Source organism: Sorangium sp. So ce385 (genome assembly GCF_051474135.1).
GTDB classification, from domain to species: domain Bacteria; phylum Myxococcota_A; class Polyangia; order Polyangiales; family Polyangiaceae; genus Sorangium; species Sorangium cellulosum_D.
In genome coordinates this window covers 8972307-8994089 of sequence record NZ_CP150337.1, presented here as the reverse complement: position 1 = coordinate 8994089, position 21783 = coordinate 8972307, and the positions used below count along the sequence as shown (strand labels likewise).

General features: G+C 68.6%; 18 protein-coding genes. 9 read left to right on the top strand and 9 right to left on the bottom strand.

Translation table 11 applies throughout. From position 1 onward, the window contains the following. Positions 1-45 precede the first annotated feature (45 nt). The 3 genes from WME83_RS32700 to WME83_RS32690 form a co-directional block, all read right to left on the bottom strand. Positions 46-1395: an adenylate/guanylate cyclase domain-containing protein gene (locus WME83_RS32700; protein ID WP_437313632.1), complete on the bottom strand. Its 1350-nt coding sequence runs from the start codon at positions 1393-1395 to the stop codon at positions 46-48. A 130-nt stretch (positions 1396-1525) separates the two neighbouring features. Further along, positions 1526-3751 carry an ATP-binding protein gene (locus tag WME83_RS32695; protein WP_437313631.1) on the bottom strand — a complete coding sequence of 742 codons (2226 nt, stop codon included), beginning with the start codon at positions 3749-3751 and terminating at the stop codon, positions 1526-1528. Positions 3752-3775: 24 nt separating this feature from the next. Then, complete coding sequence (locus WME83_RS32690) at positions 3776-4771, bottom strand: ABC transporter substrate-binding protein (RefSeq protein WP_437313630.1); 996 nt, start codon at positions 4769-4771, stop codon at positions 3776-3778. Positions 4772-5358: 587 nt separating this feature from the next. On the opposite strand from WME83_RS32690, the gene WME83_RS32685 reads away from it, so the two are divergent. The 6 genes from WME83_RS32685 (at position 5359) to WME83_RS32660 (ending at position 11786) form a co-directional block, all read left to right on the top strand. Further along, positions 5359-6660: an ABC transporter substrate-binding protein gene (locus WME83_RS32685; RefSeq protein WP_437313629.1), complete on the top strand. Its 1302-nt coding sequence runs from the start codon at positions 5359-5361 to the stop codon at positions 6658-6660. After that, positions 6657-7655: a carbohydrate ABC transporter permease gene (locus tag WME83_RS32680; protein ID WP_437313628.1), complete on the top strand. Its 999-nt coding sequence runs from the start codon at positions 6657-6659 to the stop codon at positions 7653-7655. Before WME83_RS32685 ends, WME83_RS32680 begins: the two co-directional genes overlap by 4 nt. After that, complete coding sequence (locus tag WME83_RS32675) at positions 7652-8518, top strand: carbohydrate ABC transporter permease (RefSeq protein ID WP_437313627.1); 867 nt, start codon at positions 7652-7654, stop codon at positions 8516-8518. Before WME83_RS32680 ends, WME83_RS32675 begins: the two co-directional genes overlap by 4 nt. 712 nt (positions 8519-9230) lie before the next feature. Then, positions 9231-10838: an IS21 family transposase gene (istA, locus tag WME83_RS32670; RefSeq protein WP_437313105.1), complete on the top strand. Its 1608-nt coding sequence runs from the start codon at positions 9231-9233 to the stop codon at positions 10836-10838. After that, a complete protein-coding gene (gene istB / locus WME83_RS32665; RefSeq protein ID WP_437313106.1) occupies positions 10825-11601 on the top strand; it encodes an IS21-like element helper ATPase IstB in 777 nt (258 codons plus the stop codon). The genes istA and istB overlap by 14 nt, the downstream gene beginning before the upstream one ends. Beyond that, on the top strand, positions 11598-11786 hold the full coding sequence (locus WME83_RS32660) for a hypothetical protein (RefSeq protein WP_437313626.1): 189 nt from the start codon (positions 11598-11600) through the stop codon (positions 11784-11786). The genes istB and WME83_RS32660 overlap by 4 nt, the downstream gene beginning before the upstream one ends. A 199-nt stretch (positions 11787-11985) precedes the next feature. Here the strand turns inward: WME83_RS32660 and WME83_RS32655 are convergent, their stop codons facing one another. The 3 genes from WME83_RS32655 to WME83_RS32645 all read right to left on the bottom strand — a co-directional run bounded on the left by WME83_RS32655 (position 11986) and on the right by WME83_RS32645 (position 14936). Next, entirely contained in the window at positions 11986-13350 is a 1365-nt protein-coding gene (locus tag WME83_RS32655; RefSeq protein WP_437313625.1) for a glycoside hydrolase family 6 protein, read from the bottom strand. A 161-nt stretch (positions 13351-13511) separates the two neighbouring features. Next, positions 13512-14456, bottom strand: coding sequence for a matrixin family metalloprotease (locus WME83_RS32650; RefSeq protein WP_437313624.1), 945 nt, complete (start codon positions 14454-14456; stop codon positions 13512-13514). An 87-nt stretch (positions 14457-14543) separates the two neighbouring features. Further along, positions 14544-14936, bottom strand: a complete 393-nt coding sequence (locus tag WME83_RS32645) for a hypothetical protein (protein WP_437313623.1) — start codon at positions 14934-14936, stop codon at positions 14544-14546. Between the two features lie 940 nt (positions 14937-15876). Here WME83_RS32645 and WME83_RS32640 point away from each other — a divergent pair. Continuing rightward, positions 15877-16554, top strand: coding sequence for an RNA polymerase sigma factor (locus tag WME83_RS32640; protein ID WP_437313622.1), 678 nt, complete (start codon positions 15877-15879; stop codon positions 16552-16554). After that, positions 16551-17726 (top strand): hypothetical protein, encoded by a 1176-nt coding sequence (locus tag WME83_RS32635; protein ID WP_437313621.1) that lies wholly within the window; start codon positions 16551-16553, stop codon positions 17724-17726. The genes WME83_RS32640 and WME83_RS32635 overlap by 4 nt, the downstream gene beginning before the upstream one ends. A gap of 165 nt (positions 17727-17891) precedes the next feature. Here the strand turns inward: WME83_RS32635 and WME83_RS32630 are convergent, their stop codons facing one another. Beyond that, positions 17892-18854, bottom strand: a complete 963-nt coding sequence (locus WME83_RS32630; RefSeq protein WP_437313620.1) for an MBL fold metallo-hydrolase — start codon at positions 18852-18854, stop codon at positions 17892-17894. Positions 18855-19036: 182 nt separating this feature from the next. Then, entirely contained in the window at positions 19037-20008 is a 972-nt protein-coding gene (locus WME83_RS32625) for an aldo/keto reductase (protein WP_437313619.1), read from the bottom strand. Between the two features lie 163 nt (positions 20009-20171). Here WME83_RS32625 and WME83_RS32620 point away from each other — a divergent pair, with 163 nt between their 5' ends. Beyond that, positions 20172-20741 (top strand): hypothetical protein, encoded by a 570-nt coding sequence (locus tag WME83_RS32620; protein ID WP_437313618.1) that lies wholly within the window; start codon positions 20172-20174, stop codon positions 20739-20741. 39 nt (positions 20742-20780) lie between these two features. Here the strand turns inward: WME83_RS32620 and WME83_RS32615 are convergent, their stop codons facing one another. After that, a complete protein-coding gene (locus WME83_RS32615) occupies positions 20781-21752 on the bottom strand; it encodes a LysR family transcriptional regulator (protein WP_437313617.1) in 972 nt (323 codons plus the stop codon). Between the last annotated feature and the right edge of the window lie 31 nt (positions 21753-21783).

The window sequence follows — 21783 nt, the reverse complement described above, 5'->3', positions numbered from 1 at the left end:
ATCCGGCAGCGCCGGAGGCCGCGCCGCCGCGCGGCCGGGACCGCCTCACTTCTCCGTGAGCACCTCGACGCCGGTCCAGTCGGGGGGCGCGCCGTGCGCCATCAGGTGCGCGATGCGCTGCTGGTAGACCTGGGCGGCCTTGTCGGTCGGGTGCTGCAAGAGCACGTGGGCGATCGCCAGGTTGGCCTCCGCGAACCGCCGGGCGCGGTAATCGGACAGCGCCTGCTCGAAGTGGCGCCGCGTCTTCTGCTTGCGATCGATCGTCTCCGGAGGGTCGCCGTCGAACACCTCGACGACCGATACGGGCTCTCGCTTGCCCTTGAGCCGCACCTCGTCCAGGAAGCGATGGCCGTAGCCCTCCCGGGCCCTCAGCGCGCTCATCGTCTGCTCGCTCAGCACGATGGCCACGCCGTAGCGGGCGGCGAGCCTCTCCAGGCGCGACGCCTGGTTCACCGTGTCGGAGATCACCGTGGCTTCCATCCGCTCCGCCTCGCCGATCGTGCCCAGCATGAGGCTGCCGGTGTGGATGCCGATGCCCATGCTGATGGATGGCAGCCCCACGCTCCGCCGCTCCTCGCTGAACTCCCGCACCGCGCGCTGCATCGCGACGGCCGCGCGCACGGCGTCGTCGGCCTTTCCCGGGAAGAGGGCCATGATGGCGTCGCCGATGTACTTGTCGATGAAGCCCCCGCAGCGCCGGATGATCGGGCTGAGCCGGCCGAGGTAGGCGTTCGTGAAGGCGAACGCCTCGCCGGGCGTCATGCGCTCGGTGAGGGCGGCGAAGCCGCGCATGTCGGAGAACAGGACGGTCATGTCGATCTGGACGTGGTCTCCGAGCCTGACGTCCACCACCCGGTCCCGACCGAGCAGCCCGAGCATCTCGGTCGGCACGAAGCGGCTGTAGGCCTGGTTCGTCGCGAGCAGCTCGTCGTTGAGCCGCGCGAGCTCGGCGGTGCGCTCCGCGACGCGGCGCTCGAGGTCGCTGTTGGCCCGCTGCAGCGCGCGCTGGAGGGCGCGCAGGGACAGGTGCGTGGTCACGCGGGCCAGGAGCTCTTCGTTCTGAATGGGCTTGGTCAGGTAATCGACCCCTCCGACCTCGAAGCCCTTGACCTTGTCGGTGGTGTCGGTGAGGCCGGTCATGAAGAGGACGGGGATATCCCTGGTCGCGGGGTCCGCCTTCAGGCGGCGGCAGACGTCGAAGCCGTTCACCTTCGGCATCACGACGTCGAGCAGGATCAGGTCGGGGGCCTCGTAGCGGAGCAGCCCGAGCGCGCTCTCGCCGTCCTCCGCGGCGAGCGTGTCGATCTCGGCGCCGCGGAGGTGCTCGACGAGCAGCTTCAGGTTGGCCGGCGTGTCGTCGACGACCAGCACGCGGGGTCTCGTCGCCTCGCTCACGATCGCTCTCCTCCGGCCCTCCCGGTCGGGCCGCCGACGAGGGTATCCAGGGCGGCCGGGCGCCCATACCGCCCGGAGATCCGGCGCGTGGAAGGCCGCGCCGCGCGTCGCCCCTGCACCTGCACGTCGATCATGCGGATCCGTCGTCTCCTGCGGCGGCGCGGTCCGTCCCGAGGAGCTCGCGCAGCTCGCGGAGCTTATACGCCTGGGCCAACGCGCGCACCTGCGCCATCCATCCGGCCAGCCGAGGCTCGGCCTGCTCGAGCTTCTGCGTCTCGGCCAGGAGCTCCTCCACGCGACCCCTCCTGAGCAGCGCTTGCAGCGCCGAGATCTGCTCGGCGGAGGGCCGCGACGATCTCCCGATCTCCTCGCCGGGGGAGCCGGGGCTGGGGCGCCCGCCGCGGCGCGAGATCCATGTCAGGCCGAGGTGGCGCTGGATCTTGTCGAGCAACGCGCCCACGTCGACCGGCTTGGGCAGGAAGTCGTCGCAACCCGCGGCCGTGCCCCGCCGGCGGTCCGCGTCGGACACGCTCGCCGACGAGCCGATGACGACGACCTCGCCGAGCGCGGGGAGCTCCCGCAGCCGCCGCGCCGTCTCGAAGCCGTCCAGGCCGGGCATGGCGTGATCCATGATGACCAGGCCGGGTCGGTGCTCTGCGGCCATGGCGAGGGCCTGCGCGCCGCTCTCCGCCTCGCGCAGCGCGAACCCGAGCGGCGCGAGCGCGTCGCGCAGCAATGCCCGGTTCTCCGCGTTGTCGTCGACGACGAGGATCGTCCGCCGCTCCCCCTCGTATCCGGCGATGTCCTCCCACGTGGACGCAGCGCGCGTGGAGGCCTGGTGGGCGGCCTCCTCCAGGGGCAGCGCGACCGTGAAGACGCTGCCCCGGCCCGGCGCGCTCTCCACGTCGATCGCTCCGCCCCAGTGCTCGACGATCCGCTTCGTGATCGCGAGCCCGAGGCCGGTCCCTTCCGACCGCGCCGCCTCGTCTCCGACCTGCTCGAAGCGATCGAAGATCCTGGAGAGGTGCTCCGGCGCGATCCCGGGTCCGGTGTCCGTGACGCGGAACCGCACCGTGCGGAGGCGCGGGCTCCTCGGCGACGGCGCGGGGGCGTCGTCGAGCACGGCCACGTCGAAGGTGACGCCGCCCCGCGAGGTGAACTTGATGGCGTTGCCGAGCACGTTGAGGAGCACCTGGGTCAAGCGCTTCTCGTCCGCGCGCAGCGCGAGCGCCGGGCCGCGGTAGCTGGTCGCGAGCGAGATCCCCTTCTGCTCGGCGCGCACGCGGCACAGATCCGCCACCGCCTCGATGAACGCGGGGAAGCGCACCTCGCCTGGCCGCAGGTCGAGCTTGCCCGCCTCGATCTTGCTGAGATCGAGCACGTCGTCGATGAGCGCCAGCAGGTGCTCGCCCGATCTCCGGATGACGCGCAGGCCGTCCCGCGTCTGCGCCGTGAGCTCCGGCGCGCGCTCGATGAGCTGCGCGTATCCCAGGATGCCGTTGAGCGGCGTGCGGAGCTCGTGGCTCATGCTGGCCAGGAAATCGCTCTTCGCCCGGCTGGCGGCGTCGGCGGCGTCGCGCGCGCCGATGAGCTCGGCCACGAGCCCCTCGACCTCCTGCGCCATGTTGTCGAAGGCGCCGGACACGACGCCGATCTCGTCCCGGCTCCGGATCCTGCTCCTCTGGGAGCGATCCCCGGCGCGGAAGCGCTCCGCGGCGGTGGCGAGCCGGTACAGGGGGCGGACGACGATGAGCTGCAGGATCACGCCCGTGAGCGCGCAGAGGAGCACGCCGCTGCCCACGGTGATGCCGAGCATCCGGAGCGCGACGGCGTAGGCGAGCGCCTCGGCGTCGCTCGTGTCGAGGACCACCTGCACGACGCCGGAGACGCCGCCCTCCAGGCTGCTCGGGAGCCTCGCGCGGTTGAGCGGGGAGGTCACGATGAGCTCGCTCCCGCGGCGCTCGTGGATCGGGCTCGTGAGGTCGCCGCGCGCGAGGAGCGCGAGGAGGGGAGGAGCGTCGACCCGATCGCCGGCGCTCTGGTGGCTGCCGGCGATCACCTCGCCGTCGAGGGACGCGACGAGCACGCTGCGGACCCCCGGCAAGAACGCGGCGTTCGAGGCGATGCGCTGCGCGTGGAACGCGTCGCCGCCGTCGAGCAGCACCACGAAGGTGTAGTTCAGCGTGCCCGCGATCGCGTCGCCCTCGCGCTCCAGCGCCATGAGCGCGGTCTGGCGCGCCTGCCTGAAGGTCAAGACCGCGACGACGCCCGCGAGGGCGAGCAGGAGCGCCCCGACGCTCAGGGCGAGCTTGATGGTGAGCCGGAACCGCAACCGCTGTCCCGGAGGGCTGGGCATCGCCGAGAGCTCCCCGTCCATCGATCAAGGCCGCGCCTCGAGGGCGCGCTCGATGAGGCGCGTGTCGATGACCGCGCTGGCGTCCGGCGGTGCGCTCTTCACCATCCTGTGCTCGACCATGAACCTGGCGGTGAGCTCGTACGCCCTCCAGAGCGAGGCCCCTCTGCTTCCGCGGTCGAGGAGGCGGCGGTTCTGCTCCAGATCGGCGATCTCCACCCCGGCCAGGCTCGCTCGGAGCGCCTCCTCGCTCGTGCCGAGGTACCGCAGCGCCGAGCGACGCGCCTGCTCCTGCCGCTCCGGCTGCTTCATCGCCTGCGCCGCCCGGTGCCAGGCCAGGAGCACGCCGGCCACCTCCTCGCGCCTCGTCTCCGCGGCGTCGCGCTGCGCGAGGAGGACATCGACGATCTCGCCGGGGATCTGCCTGCTCGAGAAGACCAGCGACATGCCCCTCTCGCGAGCGGTGGACAGGAACGGCTCCCAGAGCGCAGCCGCGTCCACCTCGCCCTGCTCCAGCGCGGCGATGCACGCCTCCGGGGGCATGCTGACGACCGTCACGTCATCGATCGAGAGCGCGCGGAGCGACAGCGCGCGGATCAGCAGGTACTGCGCCTCGGTCCCGATCTCCACCGCGATGCGCTTGCCTTTCAGATCGTCCACGCTGGAGATCCCCTGTCGCGCGACGATGCCATCCGCGCCGTTCGAGGTGTCGGTGATGAGGACGATCTTGAGATCGGCGCCTTGATCGAGGAAGCGGATCGCCTCGGTCAGCGAGCCTGCGGTGAAATCCGCGCGCTTGTGGAGGAATGCGTGCGTGGCGTCGACGCCGGAGCTCAACCGGACGATATCGAGCCCGGGCGGGGGATAGAGCTCCAGGTCTCTGGCGACGTAAAAGGGGGTGAAGCCAACCCACTTGACCGTCGTGAGGCGCAGCGGCCGCGGCTCGGCCTTGCCCAGGTCACAGGCGGTGGCGAGGAGGAACAAGCCGCACAGGAGCCAGTGACGCAAGAGGGGAGTCTGCATCGCGCCTCCTCCGGGAACTCGAAGCCGGCCGAGAGCACCGTCCTGGCATCATCGCTTCTTTCGGCGGGTGAGCGCAATGACAATCGGGGGCCTGCGATCCGAGGTATGGCGATGGTGGTGAAGGTGGGCTGGTAAATCGCGAGCGCCGCGAGCGCCGCGCCCCGGCGGAGGTGCGGGCGCGATCGTGCGCTCCGTCGCGCTCCTCGATGCGGGCGCGGCGAGCGGCCTCGCCCGCTGCGACATGCCCGCTGGATGCGCCCGTCTGTCCGGCAGCATCCCTGTCGTCGGCGATAAGCCTGGATGAAATATCCCATCGAAAAGGGGAGATCCACGCAATCTGGGATCGACGCGTGAGCGCCCCTGCTCTCCGGGAATAATTCGCTGGACGGTGCGTGGCACCGGTGTAGATCGCCGTTGCAGCCGGGGGACCGGGGGTGAGCCGTGGCTCAGCTCGGTCGCGGGCAACGAGCCGAAAGCGAGCCCTCCGCGGTGCGATCGTGCGCGGAGGGCAGATGCAGAGGGGGCGAGCACCGAGGGAGCGGGGAGATGCCGGTCGGCCGCCGGGCCGCCGCGAGCTCCTCGCCGGCATGGGGGCGACTGCAGGCCTCTTGCTGCTCGGCTGTCGCGGCGAGCCGGTCGACCTGCGCGCCCAGGCCGCCATCGCCGCCGGCGGCAGCCGGGGTTACGCGGGCCCGGCCGTCGATCTCGCGTTCTGGACGGGCTTCACCGGGGGCGACCGGCCGCCGATGGAGCGGCTCATCGCGCGGTTCAACCGCGAGCACGCCAACATCACGGTGCGGATGAGCGTGACCCGGTGGGGCGATTTTTATCAGAAGATCCCGGCCGCGGTCGACAGCGGCCATGGCCCCGACGTGGCCGTCATGCACGCCGATCAGCTGGCCACGGCGGCGGTCCACCGCACCATCCTTCCGCTCGACGAGGTGACCGAGGCGCTCGGCCTCGGCGCCGGCGATTTCTCCGAGACGCTCTGGCGCGCGGGCGTCTATCGGGGGCGCCGTTACGGCGTCCCCCTCGACGTCCACCCGCTCGGCCTCTACGTCAACCGCGCCGTGCTGGCCGGCGCCGGCCTCGACGACGCCGCGCTGCCTCGCTCGCGGCGCGACTACCTGGCCGCGCTCGAGCACCTCAAGCGACGGGGGATCCAGGGATCGTGGGTGTCGCCGGTCCTGTTCACCGGAGGGCTGATGTTCCAGTCGCTCCTGTGGCAGGCGGGCGGTCAGCTGTTCTCGGAGGACGGGGCCCGGGCGATGTTCCACGCCGAGGCCGGCGTCGAGGCGCTGAGCTTCATGGTCGAGCTGATCCGGCGAGGCTACAGCCCGCGCGACGTCGGCCAGGACGCCGACAGCATCGCCTTCATCAACGACCGGAACGCCTTTCTCTGGAACGGCGTCTGGATGATCAACCATTTCAAAGCGGTCCCCGGGCTCCGCTGGGGCGTGCTCCCGGTGCCCGTGATCGGCGCGCAGCGGGCGGTCTGGGGCAACGCGCACCACCTCGTGCTCCCGCGCCAGCCCGGGGCCGGCGCTGGGCATCGCCGCCTGCAGGCGGCGGTGGTGTTCCTCGCCTGGCTGAGCGCGCACTCCCTCGACTGGGCCGCGGCCGGCATGGTGCCGGCCCGGCGGGAGGCCCGGGAGAGCGCCGCGTTCCGGCGGATGACGGAGCAGGCGATCGTCGCCGAGCAGCTCCCGGCGGTCCGTTTCCCGCCCGCCATCGCCGGGGCCGACGCGGTGCGCGCGTCCACCCTCGATCTCGCGGTGAACGAGGCCGTGCTGCTGAGGGCGGCGCCGCGCGAGGCCCTGAGCCGCGCGGCCCGCGAGGCCGACGCGCTGCTCGCGGGCAACCTGAAGAAGTTCGGGAGGGCCCTGTGACGACGGTCGACGTACCCCTCGTGGAGCCCGGCCAGGCCGAGGTGGACGGCGGCGCGCAGAGCGCCCCCGGCGTCGGCCGGCTCCGGAAGCGCGGCCTCGCGCGGTCGCGGCGGTGGGCGCCCTACCTGTTCCTCGCGCCGTACCTCGCGCTGTTCGGCCTCTTCGTCGCGACGCCGATCGCCCTCGGCGTGTGGCTCAGCCTCCACGACTGGGACCCGTTCCTGCCGTCGCGGCCGTGGGTCGGCCTCGACAACTACGCGGATCTGTTCCGGTCCGGCTCGCCCATCCGCGGCAATTTCTGGCGCGCGCTGCGGGCGACCGCGCTGTTCACGGCGCTGAGCGTGCCTGTCCTGGTGACGCTCCCGCTGCTGCTCGCCCTCGCGCTCAACCAGCGCTTTCCCGGCCGATCGTTCTTCCGGGCCATGTTCTTCGCGCCGTATGTGCTCGGCGTGGCCGTCGTGGCGATGATCTGGCGGCTGCTCCTCGATCCCCAGGTCGGCGCGATCAACCACCTGCTGGCGAAGGTGGGTTTGCCTGGAGACACGGGCTGGACCACGGCGGTGCCGTGGGTGTGGGTCTCGCTGGTGGGGATGACGGTGTGGTGGACCCTCGGTTATAACGCCGTGATTTACCTGGCGGGGCTGCAGAACATCCACCGGGAGCTCTACGACGCCGCCCGCATCGACGGCGCGACCCGATGGCAGCAGTTTCTGCACGTCACGATCCCTGGGCTCAGGCCGGTGTTCGTGTTCGTCGTGACGATGACCGTCCTCGCGTCGGCCAACATGTTCGGACAGGCCTATCTGGTCACCGGGGGCGGGCCGGGCAGCGAGACGCGCACCACCATCATGTACATCGCCGAGGAGGGTTTCCGGAACTTCCGCCTCGGCGCCGCGGCGGCCATGAGCTACGTCCAGGCGTTCTTCCTCGCGGTCGTGAACCTCGTCATGTTCCTCCTGTTCTTCGGCCGGGGCAGCGACGAGGACGCTCAATGAAGCTCCGGCTGCTCGAGGACGGCTGCCCTGTCCGTCGCCGGCAGCTCGGGAGGGCCTTGTCGTATGCGGCGCTGCTCCTGCTCGCCGTGGCGTACCTCGCCCCGGTGATCTGGATGGCGCTCACGTCGCTCAAATCGCCGACCGAGGCGACGGCGGTGCCGCCCACGCTCGTGCCCGCGCGGGCGACGCTCGAGAGCTACGAGGCGCTCGCGGGCTCGAGCGCCGGGGCGCCGGTGCTCCGCTGGCTCCTGAACAGCCTCCTCGCCGCCGCGGCGCACGCGCTGCTCGTGCTGGCCACGGCGGCCCCCGCGGCGTACGCGCTCGCGCGCATGGAGTTCCGCGGCAAGCGGCTCGTGCTCGCCGCGGTCCTCTCCACGCTGTTCATCCCGCCGATCATGTTCCTGCCCGCGAATTACCTGATCGTCCGGGCCCTCGGCTGGCTCGACAGCCTCTCGGCGCTGGTCGTGCCGCCGGCCGCCTCGGCGTTCGGCGTCTTCTTCCTGCGCCAGTTCTTCCTCGGCCTCCCGCGGGAGCTCGAGGAGGCGGCGGCGCTCGACGGTGCCACCCGGCTCCAGGTCTTCTGGAGGATCGTGCTGCCTCTGTCCAAGCCGGCCCTGGCCACGCTGGCCGTGCTCAGCCTGCTGAGCAACTGGAACGATTTCCTCTGGCCGATCTACGTGCTGTTCAGCCCCGAGAAGCTCACGCTGTCGCCCGGCCTCGCGCTGCTGCAGGGGGCCCACACCACCGATTACGCGCTGGTCACGGCGGGCGCGGTGGTGGCGAGCGTCCCGATCCTCGCGCTGTTCATCGCCGCGCAGCGGTATGTGATCGAGGGGGTCGCCCGCACCGGCTTGAAGGGGTGATCGGCGGCGCGACGCGTGGCGTCACGGCGGCGCGACGGCAAGGACATTGGCTGTCCGCGCGCGCCTCGCCGTCGCTTGATCCGGAGTCGCTTTCGGGGGAAGCTCTCTGTCCACGGCGGCTGCGGTGCCCCTCTCGCGCGCGGCCGAGGCGCCGAGATGTGCCTGCTGCCACGGATGACGGCTGGTGTGCGCTTGGCTTATCTTTGCTTGGATCTCATGAGCGGGGCTGGGCCTCGTCCTGTTGACCGAACCAGCGGCGCTGTGGGGGGTGGTCAGCCTGACGAGGCCTCGCTGGTCGGCACCAGGCGCGTGTCAGGGACCGGCCTATTGGATCGCGACCGGGATGGCGAAACGGATCGGCCTCGGGCCGGCCAAGTGGATCGGTGTCGGGTCGGCCAAGCGGATCGCGATAGGTAGGCGCCTGACCGCAGGGAGGGCCCTCGGAGGGAGAGAAATTGGGTCGAGTTTCCGGAATGCGTCACACGCACTGTCGGAGACGGCGATCGTAGGAGCGGGATCGGCGAAGTGGATCGTAGCCGGGTCGGCCAAGCGGATCGCGACCGGGTCGGCCAAGCGGATCGCGACCGGGTCGGCCAAGTGGATCACGGCTGAGACGGCGGAAGTGCCGGTTCTCGGGCGTCAGACAGCGATGAGGCATGTACACCCGAGCCTGATAGGGCCGGGCATGGCTCCCGGCTTCGAGGAGGCCGGGATGAGCGCGAGGAGGACGGAGATGCACAGGCTGCAGGAGCTCGTGCGCCTGCACCGCAGGGGCGAGGACTGCCGGGAAGTAGCGCGGCTGCTGGGGATGGGGCCCAACACCGAGAGGCGGTATCGCACGGCGCTGTCGCAGGCTGGCCTGCTCGAAGGCAGCGCGGAGGAGATCCCCGCGCTCGAGGAGCTGAAGGAAGCGGTAAAGAAGCACGTGCCGCCGAAGGTGGCGCCGCAGCAGCAGTCGAGCGTGGAGCGGTGGCGAGCGTACATCGCGGCGCGCGTCGAGGAAGGGCTCAAGCCGGCAGCGATCTACGACCGGCTGCGGCTCGAAGAGCGCGACTTCAGCGGCAGCCGCTCCGCGGTCAAGCGCATGGTCGCGACGCTCCAGAGGGAGCAAGGGATCAGGCCCCAGGACATCGCCATCGTTGTGGAGACCGATCCCGGGCACGTCGCGCAGGTCGACTTCGGGTACGCGGGGCGGCTGTGGGACCCTGAGACCAAGAGCCTGCGCAGGGCGTGGGTGTTCGTGATGGTGCTCGGCTACAGCCGGCATCTGTTCGCGCAGATCGTGTTCGACCAGAAGACCGAGACATGGCTGCGGCTGCACGAGGAAGCGTTCCGCGCCTTCGGCGGGGTGCCGTCGACGATGGTACCGGATAACCTCAAGGCGGCGGTGGTGCGGGCCGCGTTCGGCGTGGACGAGGACTCGGGGTTGAGCCGCAGCTACCGCGAGCTCGCGAGGCACTACGGCTTCACCGTGGACCCGACGCCGCCGCGAGCGCCGCAGAAGAAGGGCAAGGTCGAGGCGAGTGTGAAGTACGTCAAGCGCAACGCCCTGGCGGGTCGCGAGGGGCAGGACGTGGGCGAGGTACGCGCGGCGCTCGGTCGATGGATCGTCGAGATCGCGGGCACACGGCAGCACGGCACCACGAAGCGAAGGCCGCTCGAGGTGTTCGAGGCCGAGGAGAAGAGCCGGCTTCAGCCGCTGCCGCTGCGCCCGTACGAGCTGGTGACCTGGAAGCGGGCGCGGGTGCATCGCGACTGCCACGTCGAGCTCGGAGGAAGGCTGTACTCGGTGCCCTGGCGGCTGGTGGAACGCGAGGTGTGGCTGCGCGCGACGCCGTCGAGCGTGGTGGTGTATGCCGACGACGAGGCCGTGGCACGGCACGATCGGCGCGGCGCCGGCCTGCGCAGCACGCTCGATCGGCACCTGCCCGAGGAGCGCGCGGCGCTGCGGCACCGGAGCCGCGCCTACTGGGAGCAGCGCGCCGACCAGATGGGCCAGGACGTGGGCAGGTTCGTCCGCGAGGTGTTCGACGCCGACGACGTGCTCTCGCAGCTGCGCAAGGTGCAGGCGATCGTCACGCACCTGGAGAAGTTCCCCAAGGAGCGCGCGCAGGCCGCGTGTCGCCGAGCGAGCCATTACGGCAACCTCAGCTACCAGGGTGTTCGCGACATCCTCCGGCGCGGTCTCGACTTCGAGCCGAGCCCGCAGAGCGCTGCGCCGGCGGCGTGGGCGGAGGCGCCTCCGCGGTTCGCGCGCGACCTCCGGCTGCTCGCGGCCTCGCGGCTGTCGTCGACAGGAGGGGACCATGGGCCTCACTGACGAGCTCGTGCCGGTGCTCAAGAAGCTGCGGCTGTCGGGCGTACTGCAGTCGCTGGAGGTACGCGTGCGGCAAGCCGTCGACGAGCAGCTCTCGCACGAGGAGTTCCTCGTGCGGCTGCTGTGCGACGAGGTCGATCGCCGTGACGGGCGGCAGTTCGATCAGCGCATCCGCCGAGCGGGCTTCGACAGCCTCAAGACGCTGGAGGACTTCGACTTCCAGTTCAATCCGAGGGTGCCGAAGGCGAAGGTGATCGACCTGGCGACCTGCTCCTTCGTCGAACGCCGGCAGAACGTGCTGCTGGTCGGCCAGGCGGGGGTCGGCAAGTCGCACATCGCTCAGGCGCTCGGTCACCGCGCCTGTCGCGCGGGCTACCAGGTGCTGTACGCGGGCGCCGGCGACATGCTCAAGCAGCTGCGCGCCGGCCGCGCCGACGGCAGCCACGACCGCCGGCTAGCGCGACTCGTGGGGGTCGACCTGCTCATCGTCGACGACCTCGGTCTCCGCTCGCTGACGGTCGAAGAGGCGGCCGATGTCTACGAGGTCATCCGGCTGCGTTACCAGCGCGGGGCGATGATCCTGACGTCCAATCGCGCCGTGGAGGAGTTCGGTGGACTGTTCGGCGACCCGCTGCTCGCCAGCGCTGCCATGGACCGGCTGCTCCACGACGCCCACGTCCTCGTCCTCGAGGGCGATTCGTACCGCAACCCTCCCCCGGGCCGGCGACGCCGGGCGGCGGAGGCATCGAAGGAGAGCAAGACATGAGCACGTCGAGCGGGTGGCAGGATCCGCTTGGCCGACCCCAAGCGTCGATCGCCCGGGTCCTGATCGCGGTGCTGGCGGCGCTCGCGATCACAGGATCCGCTTGGCCGACCCAGGCGCGATCCATGAGGCCGAGCTATGACAGGCGCGCCCTGAACCCGAGCCTGTCGCACCACCACGCGAGATGATGGCGGCGGCCCTCGCACCAGGGAGCCGCCGGCGTCGAGCGTGCCGCCGCGGAGCGCCGCCCAGACGTTGGGTGAGAACGTCACCGGCCCGAGGCTCGGGCCCCCCTTGCGGGCCCTCAGCGCCACGTAGGCATCGCGCCTGGCCCGTCTCCGGGCCCTCGTGAAACGGCTTGGGAACATCGGCGAGCTTCCTGGCTCCTCACAGCGCAGGATTTGCGTTTTTCACGAGATCAACGAAGTGTTCGTGGAACCACTGGCCTGGCCTAGGACCTTTCCGCGGGGGTGTGCCGCAGTAATCTTCGTCGTAGTAGCATCCATCTGACGAGCCTGTTTGCTTCATGAATAGATTAGCGTCGAGCCTATCGGCGAACCTGGCGAGGCTAAGCTCCAAAGGGCGAATGCCAAGTCCCGCTTCGCGGAAGTTGTACCACGCATACCGATAATCTTGGGGACCGATATCACCGTTGCGACCGGTATCAATTATGAATTTGTTAAAGTCGAGGGGGCCGCCTGTAACCGACCTCCCCAGGAGTTCAACGTAATCAAGTTCGCTAATCAGGCAAGGGCTAGTGGAAGAACTGCAGGCGGACAAAACGAGGTCCTCGTCTGTGTATTGAAGCTTCCCATAGCCGGAGACATTCGTGGCGTAACCGCGAACCGACGCCGGAGAGCCGGCGGACGCGACTGTTGCTTCAATAAGGCTACTCATTGATAGGATATCGGACCACTTCGGCCCGATATGCAGACCGCTTCCACCATCCACGTACTGATAAACATGCGGCATGTCTAAGTGCTGGAGCGCAGCGACCACGCCGTCGCGGTACCCGTCCGCAAAGTATGAGCAACCCTCTCGACCTTTCGGGCGAACGATGTTCGCCAGTGAACGTGGCTCAACAATTGCCACGATGCGCTGGTGTGCGTGTTCTGCAACGACACTGGCCAAGGGCTTCAAGTACTCGTCCACGTATCGTTCATGGCCGCCGTTTTCTGTATTGATTTCGGTGTCGTTGGGTAAGTTGTTGCAATCCTTGTCTGGCAGATTGAATAGCACAATAGTGGACACAACGGGTTTCTTTTGGATCTTCTGCTGCATGAACGCGCCATCGAGATACGCGTCGAGGTCGTCTATTGCAGCGATACGATCGACCCAGAACCCAGTGGAGAACTGCTTTGCTTTCTCCATTTTCTCGACCAGGGCAGGATCGGTGGTGCGCTCGATCGAGCTCTGCACCCTGGCGACGTAGCCGGGGTCGACGTAGAGCACCGCGTTGCCGAACGGATTGCCGTCCGGGGTTGAGATGTCGACGGTTACCTCTTCATCGCTGCTTGCGTCCCCGCCTGTCCCCAGTGCGGCGCCACTTCCTGCGGTGGCGGCATCACTGGTCGAGTTGCCACCGCCGTCGCCGGAACTGGTCGAGGTTGCCGCGCCTGCCCCGGAGCTGGTTGAGGTTCCGGCGCCTGTGCCGCTGCTGGTTGCGGCGTCAGAACACGCCCACAGAATAGCGGCCCCGATGACGAGCAGAGGACGCGAACGTCCTTCGCCTCGACGCGTGTTCGTTACCATGCTGATCCCTCCGTGATCCTTGTTGAAGATGAGGCCATGGCTGCGTGCTTTCCGTGCGATGCAGCGTCGCCTCACGAGTCTGCGCGGCTCGTTCGTTCGTATCGAGCCAGCTCCGAGGGTGCCGGAAGGGCACCAGCGGCGAGCGGACTTGAAATAGTGACTCACATTCGAAGGCTCATGATCAGCGCTGGCGCCATCCCATAAATCGTGTGCATGCCGACGTAGTCAAGCTCGCTCTGCCGATACCCTCCGGTGCCGCTGGGACGGCACTGTGGGTAGTGCATAACGGAATTTACGTCGTATTCAGTGATCTGACGCACGGAATCTGGCAACTCCCTCGTGCAGGAGGGCGTGAGCCAGATGTGTTCGTGTGGCGCGCCAAGCACATGTCCGAGCTCGTGGCTGAGGATACCGAGCAGATCCCGTCCTCCCGACGTGTTGGTGAACGCCGTTGGCGCGAGCAGCAACTCACGAGATGACCGTGGCCAGCTCGGATAAAAGGCCGCTGCGTTGACACCTGTCGGCAGAGTTGTCTGTCGTACGTTGAATGCAACATCGATTGTTGTGTTGTCACATGTGGCTAGGTCGATGCATTGGAATGAAACGCCAGTGCGCCGGGACCATGAATACGTCGCCTGTTCGAGTGTTTCGATTAATAGGTTCGCGTTTGTCCCGAAGCTGGCTGCATTTACGCAATACGTGAGTCCCATCTTCTGAGGATGCGCCCAGACGTCGTCCGCTTCGTCGACGACATGCACGCTGAGCGGAAGGTGAGCTATTCCAAGTCCGGACGGAGCCTCTGGGGCATCCAACAACCGAGCCGACCGATTCATCTCTCTCTCGTGGTAAGCCCGTGCCATAGCTTCGTTCTCCACGAGGATGTCTTGATCGACGATCAGTCGTCCGCCCTCAAGCACCAGCCCTCGCCCGAGAAACTCTTCGAAAGTTGGAGGCCGAGACCCATCTGGCAGTCGCAGGTCAGGTAGGGCGGACTCGTCTGATGGAGCGCCGCCAAGCCCGCATCCCGGCGCGGCGACCACGGTGAGCCCGACTATTGCGAAGCGGGTGACGATAATAGGCGCCAAGCGGTAGGAATTTGTTGACATGGACTGCCTTGGATTGATGATGTTGTTTGCGGTGTGTAGATTGTGAACCGTCTCTGTGTGCTCAGTTGGCTACGTGTTCGAGGCCGTTTATTGCATCGCCACACCGAGTCGTTTGATGTAACAGACGCGGTCGGTTGGCTCGTACCATACCCATACGGTTCGACCTGAGAGACCCGCAATGTTCAGCGATTCCAGCATTTCCTTGAAGTTTGTCCGGCCTCGCGCCAAACGGAGCGTTGCTGAACCCCCGCAGATCTCTGCGCCGGAAGCGTTCGGCCAGCGGTTGCGAATCGTACCATCCGCGTTGCGGAACTGCACGTAGACATCATTGTCTCCTCCATGGCCAATGTCGGCGACGCGCAATGGGCCCCATGACCACGTGGCGTTGCCATCGATCGGAGATGCGCTGGCGGAGCTGGATACAACGATGGTGGCGAGCGCCAGCGCAGATGTCAAAGAGAACATTTTGAAAATTTTCATGATTCTTCCTTTGTTATACTGAGTGGCCAGAGTGTCACGTGGTTGCGCGTGGTGACGCCGGGTTAGGTGCTTCGTTCATCGCCAATGCCGCTGGGCGACCCAGCGATGGCAAACATCAAGGATGCCCGCCCCCGGCGCCTACCGGTTGATCCTCCTAGAAGATGGCAGCCGTGCCAGTGAACCCGGGCGGGACGCGGCGGATCGAGGGCAGCGCCGCGAGGAGACCAGTGACGAGCATCACCACGCCTCGTCGAGGAAGCCGGCTGGCTTGGAGTTACTCCGGCATACGAACCGTGCCCTCAGGATCGGACAACGAAAATGAAGAGAAGGAGGACCGCGCGCGATTGGTTCAGGGACTCGCCTAGGCGGCGTCAAATCCTGCGCTTTCCGCCGCAGCCAAATCTGGCCGGAGAGCAGTGTCTGGGTAATTACGTCCAAGATGTAATGTTGCCACTGTGCTCTCCTTTGGCATCGGACTCCTTGGAGAGCGCTCCGGCCACGGGGCGGCGAGCACAGCGCTTGTGGCCCGCGTCGGCGATGCTCCCGCTGGGGGGCAGACGGGGCCTTTTCGGCGCAGGCGCAGTCCGTGGTATGGTAGAAGACCACGTCGATATGCCAGCCAAGGCGAATTGCGCACCCCGTAACGCGAGGTTTGGCCAAGCCTCCGCTTCGCGCAGCTACACGCGGCGCGAGAGAAGGGATGACGTGCATGATCTCCCGCGGCCACCCAGGAGAACCGGCGCGTGTGCCGTATCATGGCGCTCAGCGGCTCGGAGGGCGTGGGCATGCCTTTCGCTTATCTGATGAGTTCATGGCCGACCGGCTGCGCGTTCTGCCTGCGCGCGTACACTGCTGCGCGCATTGCGGCTTCATCAGACGAGGCATCTGCTCGACGGCTAGGCGCCTGCGTGCTTCTTCCCGAGACGGATCGAGGTGCCAGATGACGAACTGGTACCAGACGCTGGTGGTCCAAGCACAGACGAGAGACCGACGCGCAGTGCACACACTAGTCAAAGACCTGGAGCCCGTGGTCCGTGCCCGGGTTGCGCGTGTGTTGCTTCGACGGGGTGCTGGCCGTGCGCACGATCTCAGGGAAGAGGTGAGAGACCTCGTTCAACATGTCTTTGCCCACCTGTTCGCGAAGGATTGTCATGTGCTCCGTCAGTGGGACCCAGAGGGCAGGGCCTCGCTTCATAACTTCGTCGGCCTGATCGCTGAGCGTGAGGCGATCACCCTGCTGCGCAGCAGGCGCCAAAGCCCATGGCAGGTGGAGGAGCCGACCGTGCCTGAGGACTTTGAACGGGGCGCCATCGACGCGGATGGGCCGGAGGACATCTCCGCCTCGCGGGAGGTGCTCACCGAGCTCCTTGCGGCGGTACGGGCGCAGTTCAGCGAGGAGGCGCTTGAGATGTTTGAGCTTCTCGTAGTCGAAGAGCGCTCCGTGGAAGAGGTGTGTGCGCTTACCGGCAAGAGCGCAGAAGCTATTTACAAATGGCGGATTCGACTCGGGCAACGCGTTGCACAGCTCGCCAAGAAAATTCTGTCTGACCGCCAGCCTCCTGGTCGTATCGCCAAGCACATGCGCCTGAACCCCGTCGAGCCTGAGGAGCGCCAATGAAGAACTCCCATGCGTGGCTGGATGCGCTTGCGCGAACCGCACGCGAGGAAGACGTTGTGCAGGATCCTCGGTGGGACATGCTAGCGGCGGGGCAGTTGGATCCGGAGGGCGAGGCGGCACTCCTGCAACTCGCGCAGCAGTCATCGACAGCGGCAGCGGCATACGAAGCGTTCCGCCCGTCGAGTGATGCGCAGATTGACGGCATCGTCGAGCAGATTCTTCAGGAGCCGGGCGCAGGAGCAGGGGAACAGGACGCAACGGGCTCGGCGGGGGCGCATGGCACGGAGCTCATCGATGTTCCAGCTGCTGGCGCCGCCGCAGGGCCCCACGAGCAAGCGCCAGCAGCAATCATTCCGCTTTTGAGGCGACGCCGCGTGCTCATCACGCTGACTGGGGCCGTAGCCCTTGCGTCGGGCATTGCGGGATGGATTTATTTGAATCGCACTGTGATTGTCGACGCGAACTCATTGGCGCCTGCGTTGACTAGTGGTGATGCTTTGCCAGTGTATACCATGGAGGTTTACCGCAGTAGTGGCAGTCGGGGTGCGGGGAAATTGTCTCCCGATGGGTACGACGTTCCCGCTAAATCGGTATGGGATCTTGGTCCTGGCTCGGGCTTGGGTATCATTCTGCGACCGGTTCAGGCGGTTCAGGGCGAAGTCGTGGTGAGTGGTGTTCTTGTGAACAGGGAAGCTTCAGGGGTACGGAAGGTGCTCATGTGGCTGCCTCAGTTCGGTCGAGGCGATGGAATGTCTGGAGTGGTCGGTCGCGATCGTGTGCGGTTGCAGAGTCGAACAATATTGCCGGATGGATCGATAAGTGTTTTTGGGTCGCGTGAAGTGCTCTTTCCCAACGTGCCCGATGGTTTGTGGGAGGTCGTCATCGCTGTCGGACGTCCTGAAGCGCTACCATCGGACCCCGAAGTGCTCGCCACGATGGATCCGCTGTCCGGCTCGGAAATCAAGGTCTTTCGCGTACAGGTTCTACTCACCGCGGGCAGCGGAGTCCCCGCACAAAGCTCCCCGCAAATTGCACCTGGCCCAAGCGCCGGCGTTACTCCAAGTGCCGGACGCGCTGGTTCAGCCTCCAAGCGTTCGTTGCCGAATATCTTCACCATCCCACCATCGCCATCATCCAAGATTGATAGCGGTTCGTTCGATTCGTGGGATTGACGTAGCGTTCCTGCGTCCTGGAAATCGAATGCCGCCGTTGACGGACACCGCGCGCGTCTGGCGCGGCAGATGTTTGGGGTACGGCGTGCGCCCGCGTCGTTCTCGCGTCGGCTTCGGTGGCCAAGTGGTGAGCATCAGCCCGTGCCCCCGCTTCTTCTGCAGACCTCAGCGCGCCCTCCGCGCCAGCTCGGCCATGAGCCCGAAGAGCTCGACCACGCCTGGCGGATTGAGCTTCCCTCCGCTGAACTCCAGGTAGAGCGTGTGCACGTTCACCGCGATGCGCTCCGCGTCGCTCCAGCTCGCGTAATCGGCGAGCGCGATGTCGCGGGCGGCGTCGGCCGGCGGCATGCCGGCGTCGTAGCGTCGCCGCGTCTCGTCGCGGATGTACACGAGGTAATCGCGCACCGCGCGGACGCCGGCGCGATCCGTGATCGGGCCGTGCCCCGGCACGATGACGTCGGCGTCCAGCGCGAGGATGGTGTCGCACGCCTTGATCCAGTTGCCGACGGGCCCCGCCCACATGATCGGCGTCACGTCGATGAAGAGGATGTCTCCCGTGTAGACCGCCCGGTCCGCGGGCACGTGCACGAGCAGATCGCCCTTCGTGTGCGAGGGGCCCACCTCGAGGAGGCGGACCTCCTTCGCCCCGACCGTGACGGTCAGCTCCCCCTCGAAGACCCGGGTCGGCGCCGTGGGCGCGATCCCGTCGAAATCGAAGGCGCCGAAGCAATGGACGAGGTAATCGCCCAGCGCGCCGGCGGCGCCGCTGCGCGCCTGTCGCATCAGCATGGCCAGCATCGGCGCGGGGACCTCATCCATCTCGGCGGCGCCGGCGCGCGTGGCGATGATCGTCGCGCCCTCGACGAGCGCGTTGCCGTAGCAATGGTCGCCGTTCGCGTGGGTGTTCACGACCGTGCCTATCCGCGCCGCCGCCGGGGTGGCCGCGCGCATGGCGCCGAGCATCTCGCGCGTGCGCTTCAGGTCGAAGAGCGTGTCGACGAGCAGCGCCTCGCCGTCCGAGGTGACGAGCCCCGCGTTGCTGAGCCCCCAGGTGCCGGCCGGCTGGAGATACGCAAAGCAGCCATTGCCGACCTCCTGCAACCCTTGCTCATAGCGCCATCGGCCCATGCCCATCCCCTCTCGCGCGCGCGTCGCTGGACGCGCCTCCGGCCTCCGGAGCGTAGGCCACCCGCTCGACGCCGGGGAATCGAAATCGACCCGCCCCGCGGCGCGACTCCCGCGCACGGCGCCGGCGCGGACGTGGAGCCGAGTGTGCCGGGCGGCGCCGGCGAGCGCCGCCCGGCGCCGCGCTACCAGGCGAAGGCCTCGGGCGCCTCGCCGCCGGGGCCGGGGAACACCTCGTCGAGGCGCTTCAGGTGCTCCGGGGTCAGCTGGATCTCGAGGGCGCGCAGGCTGCCGTCGAGCTGCTCGGCCGTCCTCGGGCCGATGATGGGCGAGGTCACGACGGGGTTCTTGAGCAGCCAGGCCAGGGCCACGTCGGCGGGCTTCTCGCCGAGCTCCGCGCAGAGCGCCTCGTAGGCCTCCAGCCTGGGGCGGTTCTTCTCGATGCGCGCCTGCGCGTCGGCCGACGCGCGCCGGCCCTCGCGCGCCTTCTGGAGGGCGCCGCCGAGCAGCCCCCCGGCGAGCGGGCTCCAGGGCAGGACGCCGAGGCCGAGGGCGCGGCACGCGGGCAGGACCTCCAGCTCGACGGTGCGCGCGTTCAGGTTGTACACGCATTGCTCCGAGACGAGGCCGAGGAAGCGCCGCTGCGCGGCGAGCCCGTTGGCCTGCGCGATGTGCCAGCCGGCGAAGTTGCTGCTGCCGACGTAGAGGACCTTGCCCTCGCGGACGAGCTGCTCCATCGCCTGCCAGATCTCGTCCCAGGGCGTCTCGCGGTCGATGTGGTGCATCTGGTAGAGGTCGATATGGTCCGTCTGCAGGCGGCGCAGGCTCTCGTCGCAGGCGCGGCGGATGTGATAGGCCGAGAGCCTCCTGTCGTTCGGCCCTTCGCCCATGGGGCCGTAGACCTTCGTGGCGAGGACGATGCGCTCCCGCCGCCCGCCGCCCTGCGCGAGCCAGCGCCCCACGATCTGCTCGGTGATCCCCTCTCCGCGCTTCCGGCCGTACACGTTGGCGGTGTCGAAGAAGTTGATCCCGTGCTGGAGGGCCCGGTCCATGATGGCGAAGCTGTCGGGCTCGCTGGTCTCCGGGCCGAAGTTCATCGTGCCGAGGCAGAGCGGGCTGACCTTCAGGCCGGTGCGTCCGAGATTGCGGTAGTTCATGGTGCCGGGGAGGGTAGCAACGCGCCCCGCGCGCGGTCCATGCCGGCATGCTGAACGCGCCGTAGGGTTCCGCCGGAGTCGCGCGTCCGTGCGCCGGCCGGCCGCTTCCTTGATGCGCTGCCGTGCTTCCCATAGGCTCGTTTCGTCGGACGAGGAGACGACCATGTGGCAGCAGGAGGACACGGAGCTCGAGCACGCAGAGGACGTCCGCGACGAGGCGCAGGGGCTCTCCGGCGTCCGGTTCACCATCGATATCGGTCACATCGACCCGTTCGACGCCGCCGCCGTCTTCTGGGATCAGCACGGCCAGGCGCGGGAGCTCTTCCCCGGTACGGAGTGTGCGATGCAGTCGGGATCGTACCGCGAGCCGAGCTTCGTGCTCCGGATGAGCCTCAACCTCCCGGGGATCGGGCCTTTCACGCAGACGGCGCGGTATTCGGCCCAGCGCGTCGCGCCGGAGGCGTTCGCCATCCGCGTCGATACGATCGAGGAAAACATGCTGTGGAAACGGGGGCTCGCGGTTCACCGCTTCTCGCCGGGCTCCGGCGCGACGACGCTGCTCGAGGTGACGAGCCTGTACGCGCCCAGGGTGCCGATCAAGATCCTGAATCAGGCGGCGATCGGCGCGGCCCGCGCGCACCAGCGGCGCTACCTCTCGGGCCGGCGCCCGACGGCCGCGGAGCGGGAGCATTTCCTGGCGGCGCTCGGCGCGGGCGGGCAGGGCGGCGCCTGAGGCGCGCGTGCCCGCTCGCCGCCTTCGCGGCGGCGCGCCTCAGACGGGGCGCGCGGGGCGCGCGCGGCGAGGGGCGGCCGGCGGCGCGGCGCGCGGCGTCGCCGCGGCCAGCACGGCGGCCTCGTGGGCGGCGAAGCGCTCCGCCAGGAAGTCGATGAACAGCCGCGCCCTGGCGGGCTGGAAGCGGCGGCTCGGATAGAGGACGTTCACGGCGGAGACCGGCGAGGGCAGGTCGGTGAGCAGCGGGACGAGGCGCCCGGCGTCGATGTCGGCGGCGACGTCCCAGATCGATTTGAAGGCGAGGCCGTGGCCGGCGACGGCCCAGTCGCGCACCAGATCGCCGCTGTCGGCCACGAGGCGGCCGGCGGGGCGGACGGTGTGGAGCCCCTCTCCGGTGCGGAAGGTCCACGAGAGCGCGCGCATGCCGGGGCGCTGCAGCACGATGCACGCGTGGGTGTCGAGGTCCGCGAGCGTGCGGGGCCACCCGCGCCGCGCGAGGTAGGCCGGCGCGCCGCAGACCACGCGGCGGCTCCGGGCCAGCCGGCGCGAGACGAGGCGCGAGTCGCCGAGCGCGCCGATGCGCACCGCGACGTCCACGCCGGCGTCGAGCAGGTCCACCACGCGGTCCGACAGGCTGACGCGCACGCGGAGCGCTGGGTGCGCCGCCGCGAAGTCGGCCGCGGCGGGCCCGACCCACTGGCGGCCGAGATCCACCGGCGCCGACACGTGCAGGAGGCCGCGCGCCTCGGCCTGGCCGGCGGTCACCGCGAGCTCGGCCTCGCGCACGTCGGCGAGGATGGCGACGCAGCGCTCGTGGTAGGTCGCGCCCTCGGCGGTGAGCGTGAGGCGCCGCGAGCTGCGCTGGAGGAGGCGCACGCCGAGCGCCGCCTCCAGCCGCGTCATGCGCTTGCTGGCCACCGCCGGCGAGAACCCGAGCTCGCGCCCCGCCGCCGAGAGGCTGCCCCGCGCGACGGCGCACACGAACAGCTGCATGTCCTCCAGCTCGACCATGCGCACCCCCGGCGAGTGACGGGCAGCGAAG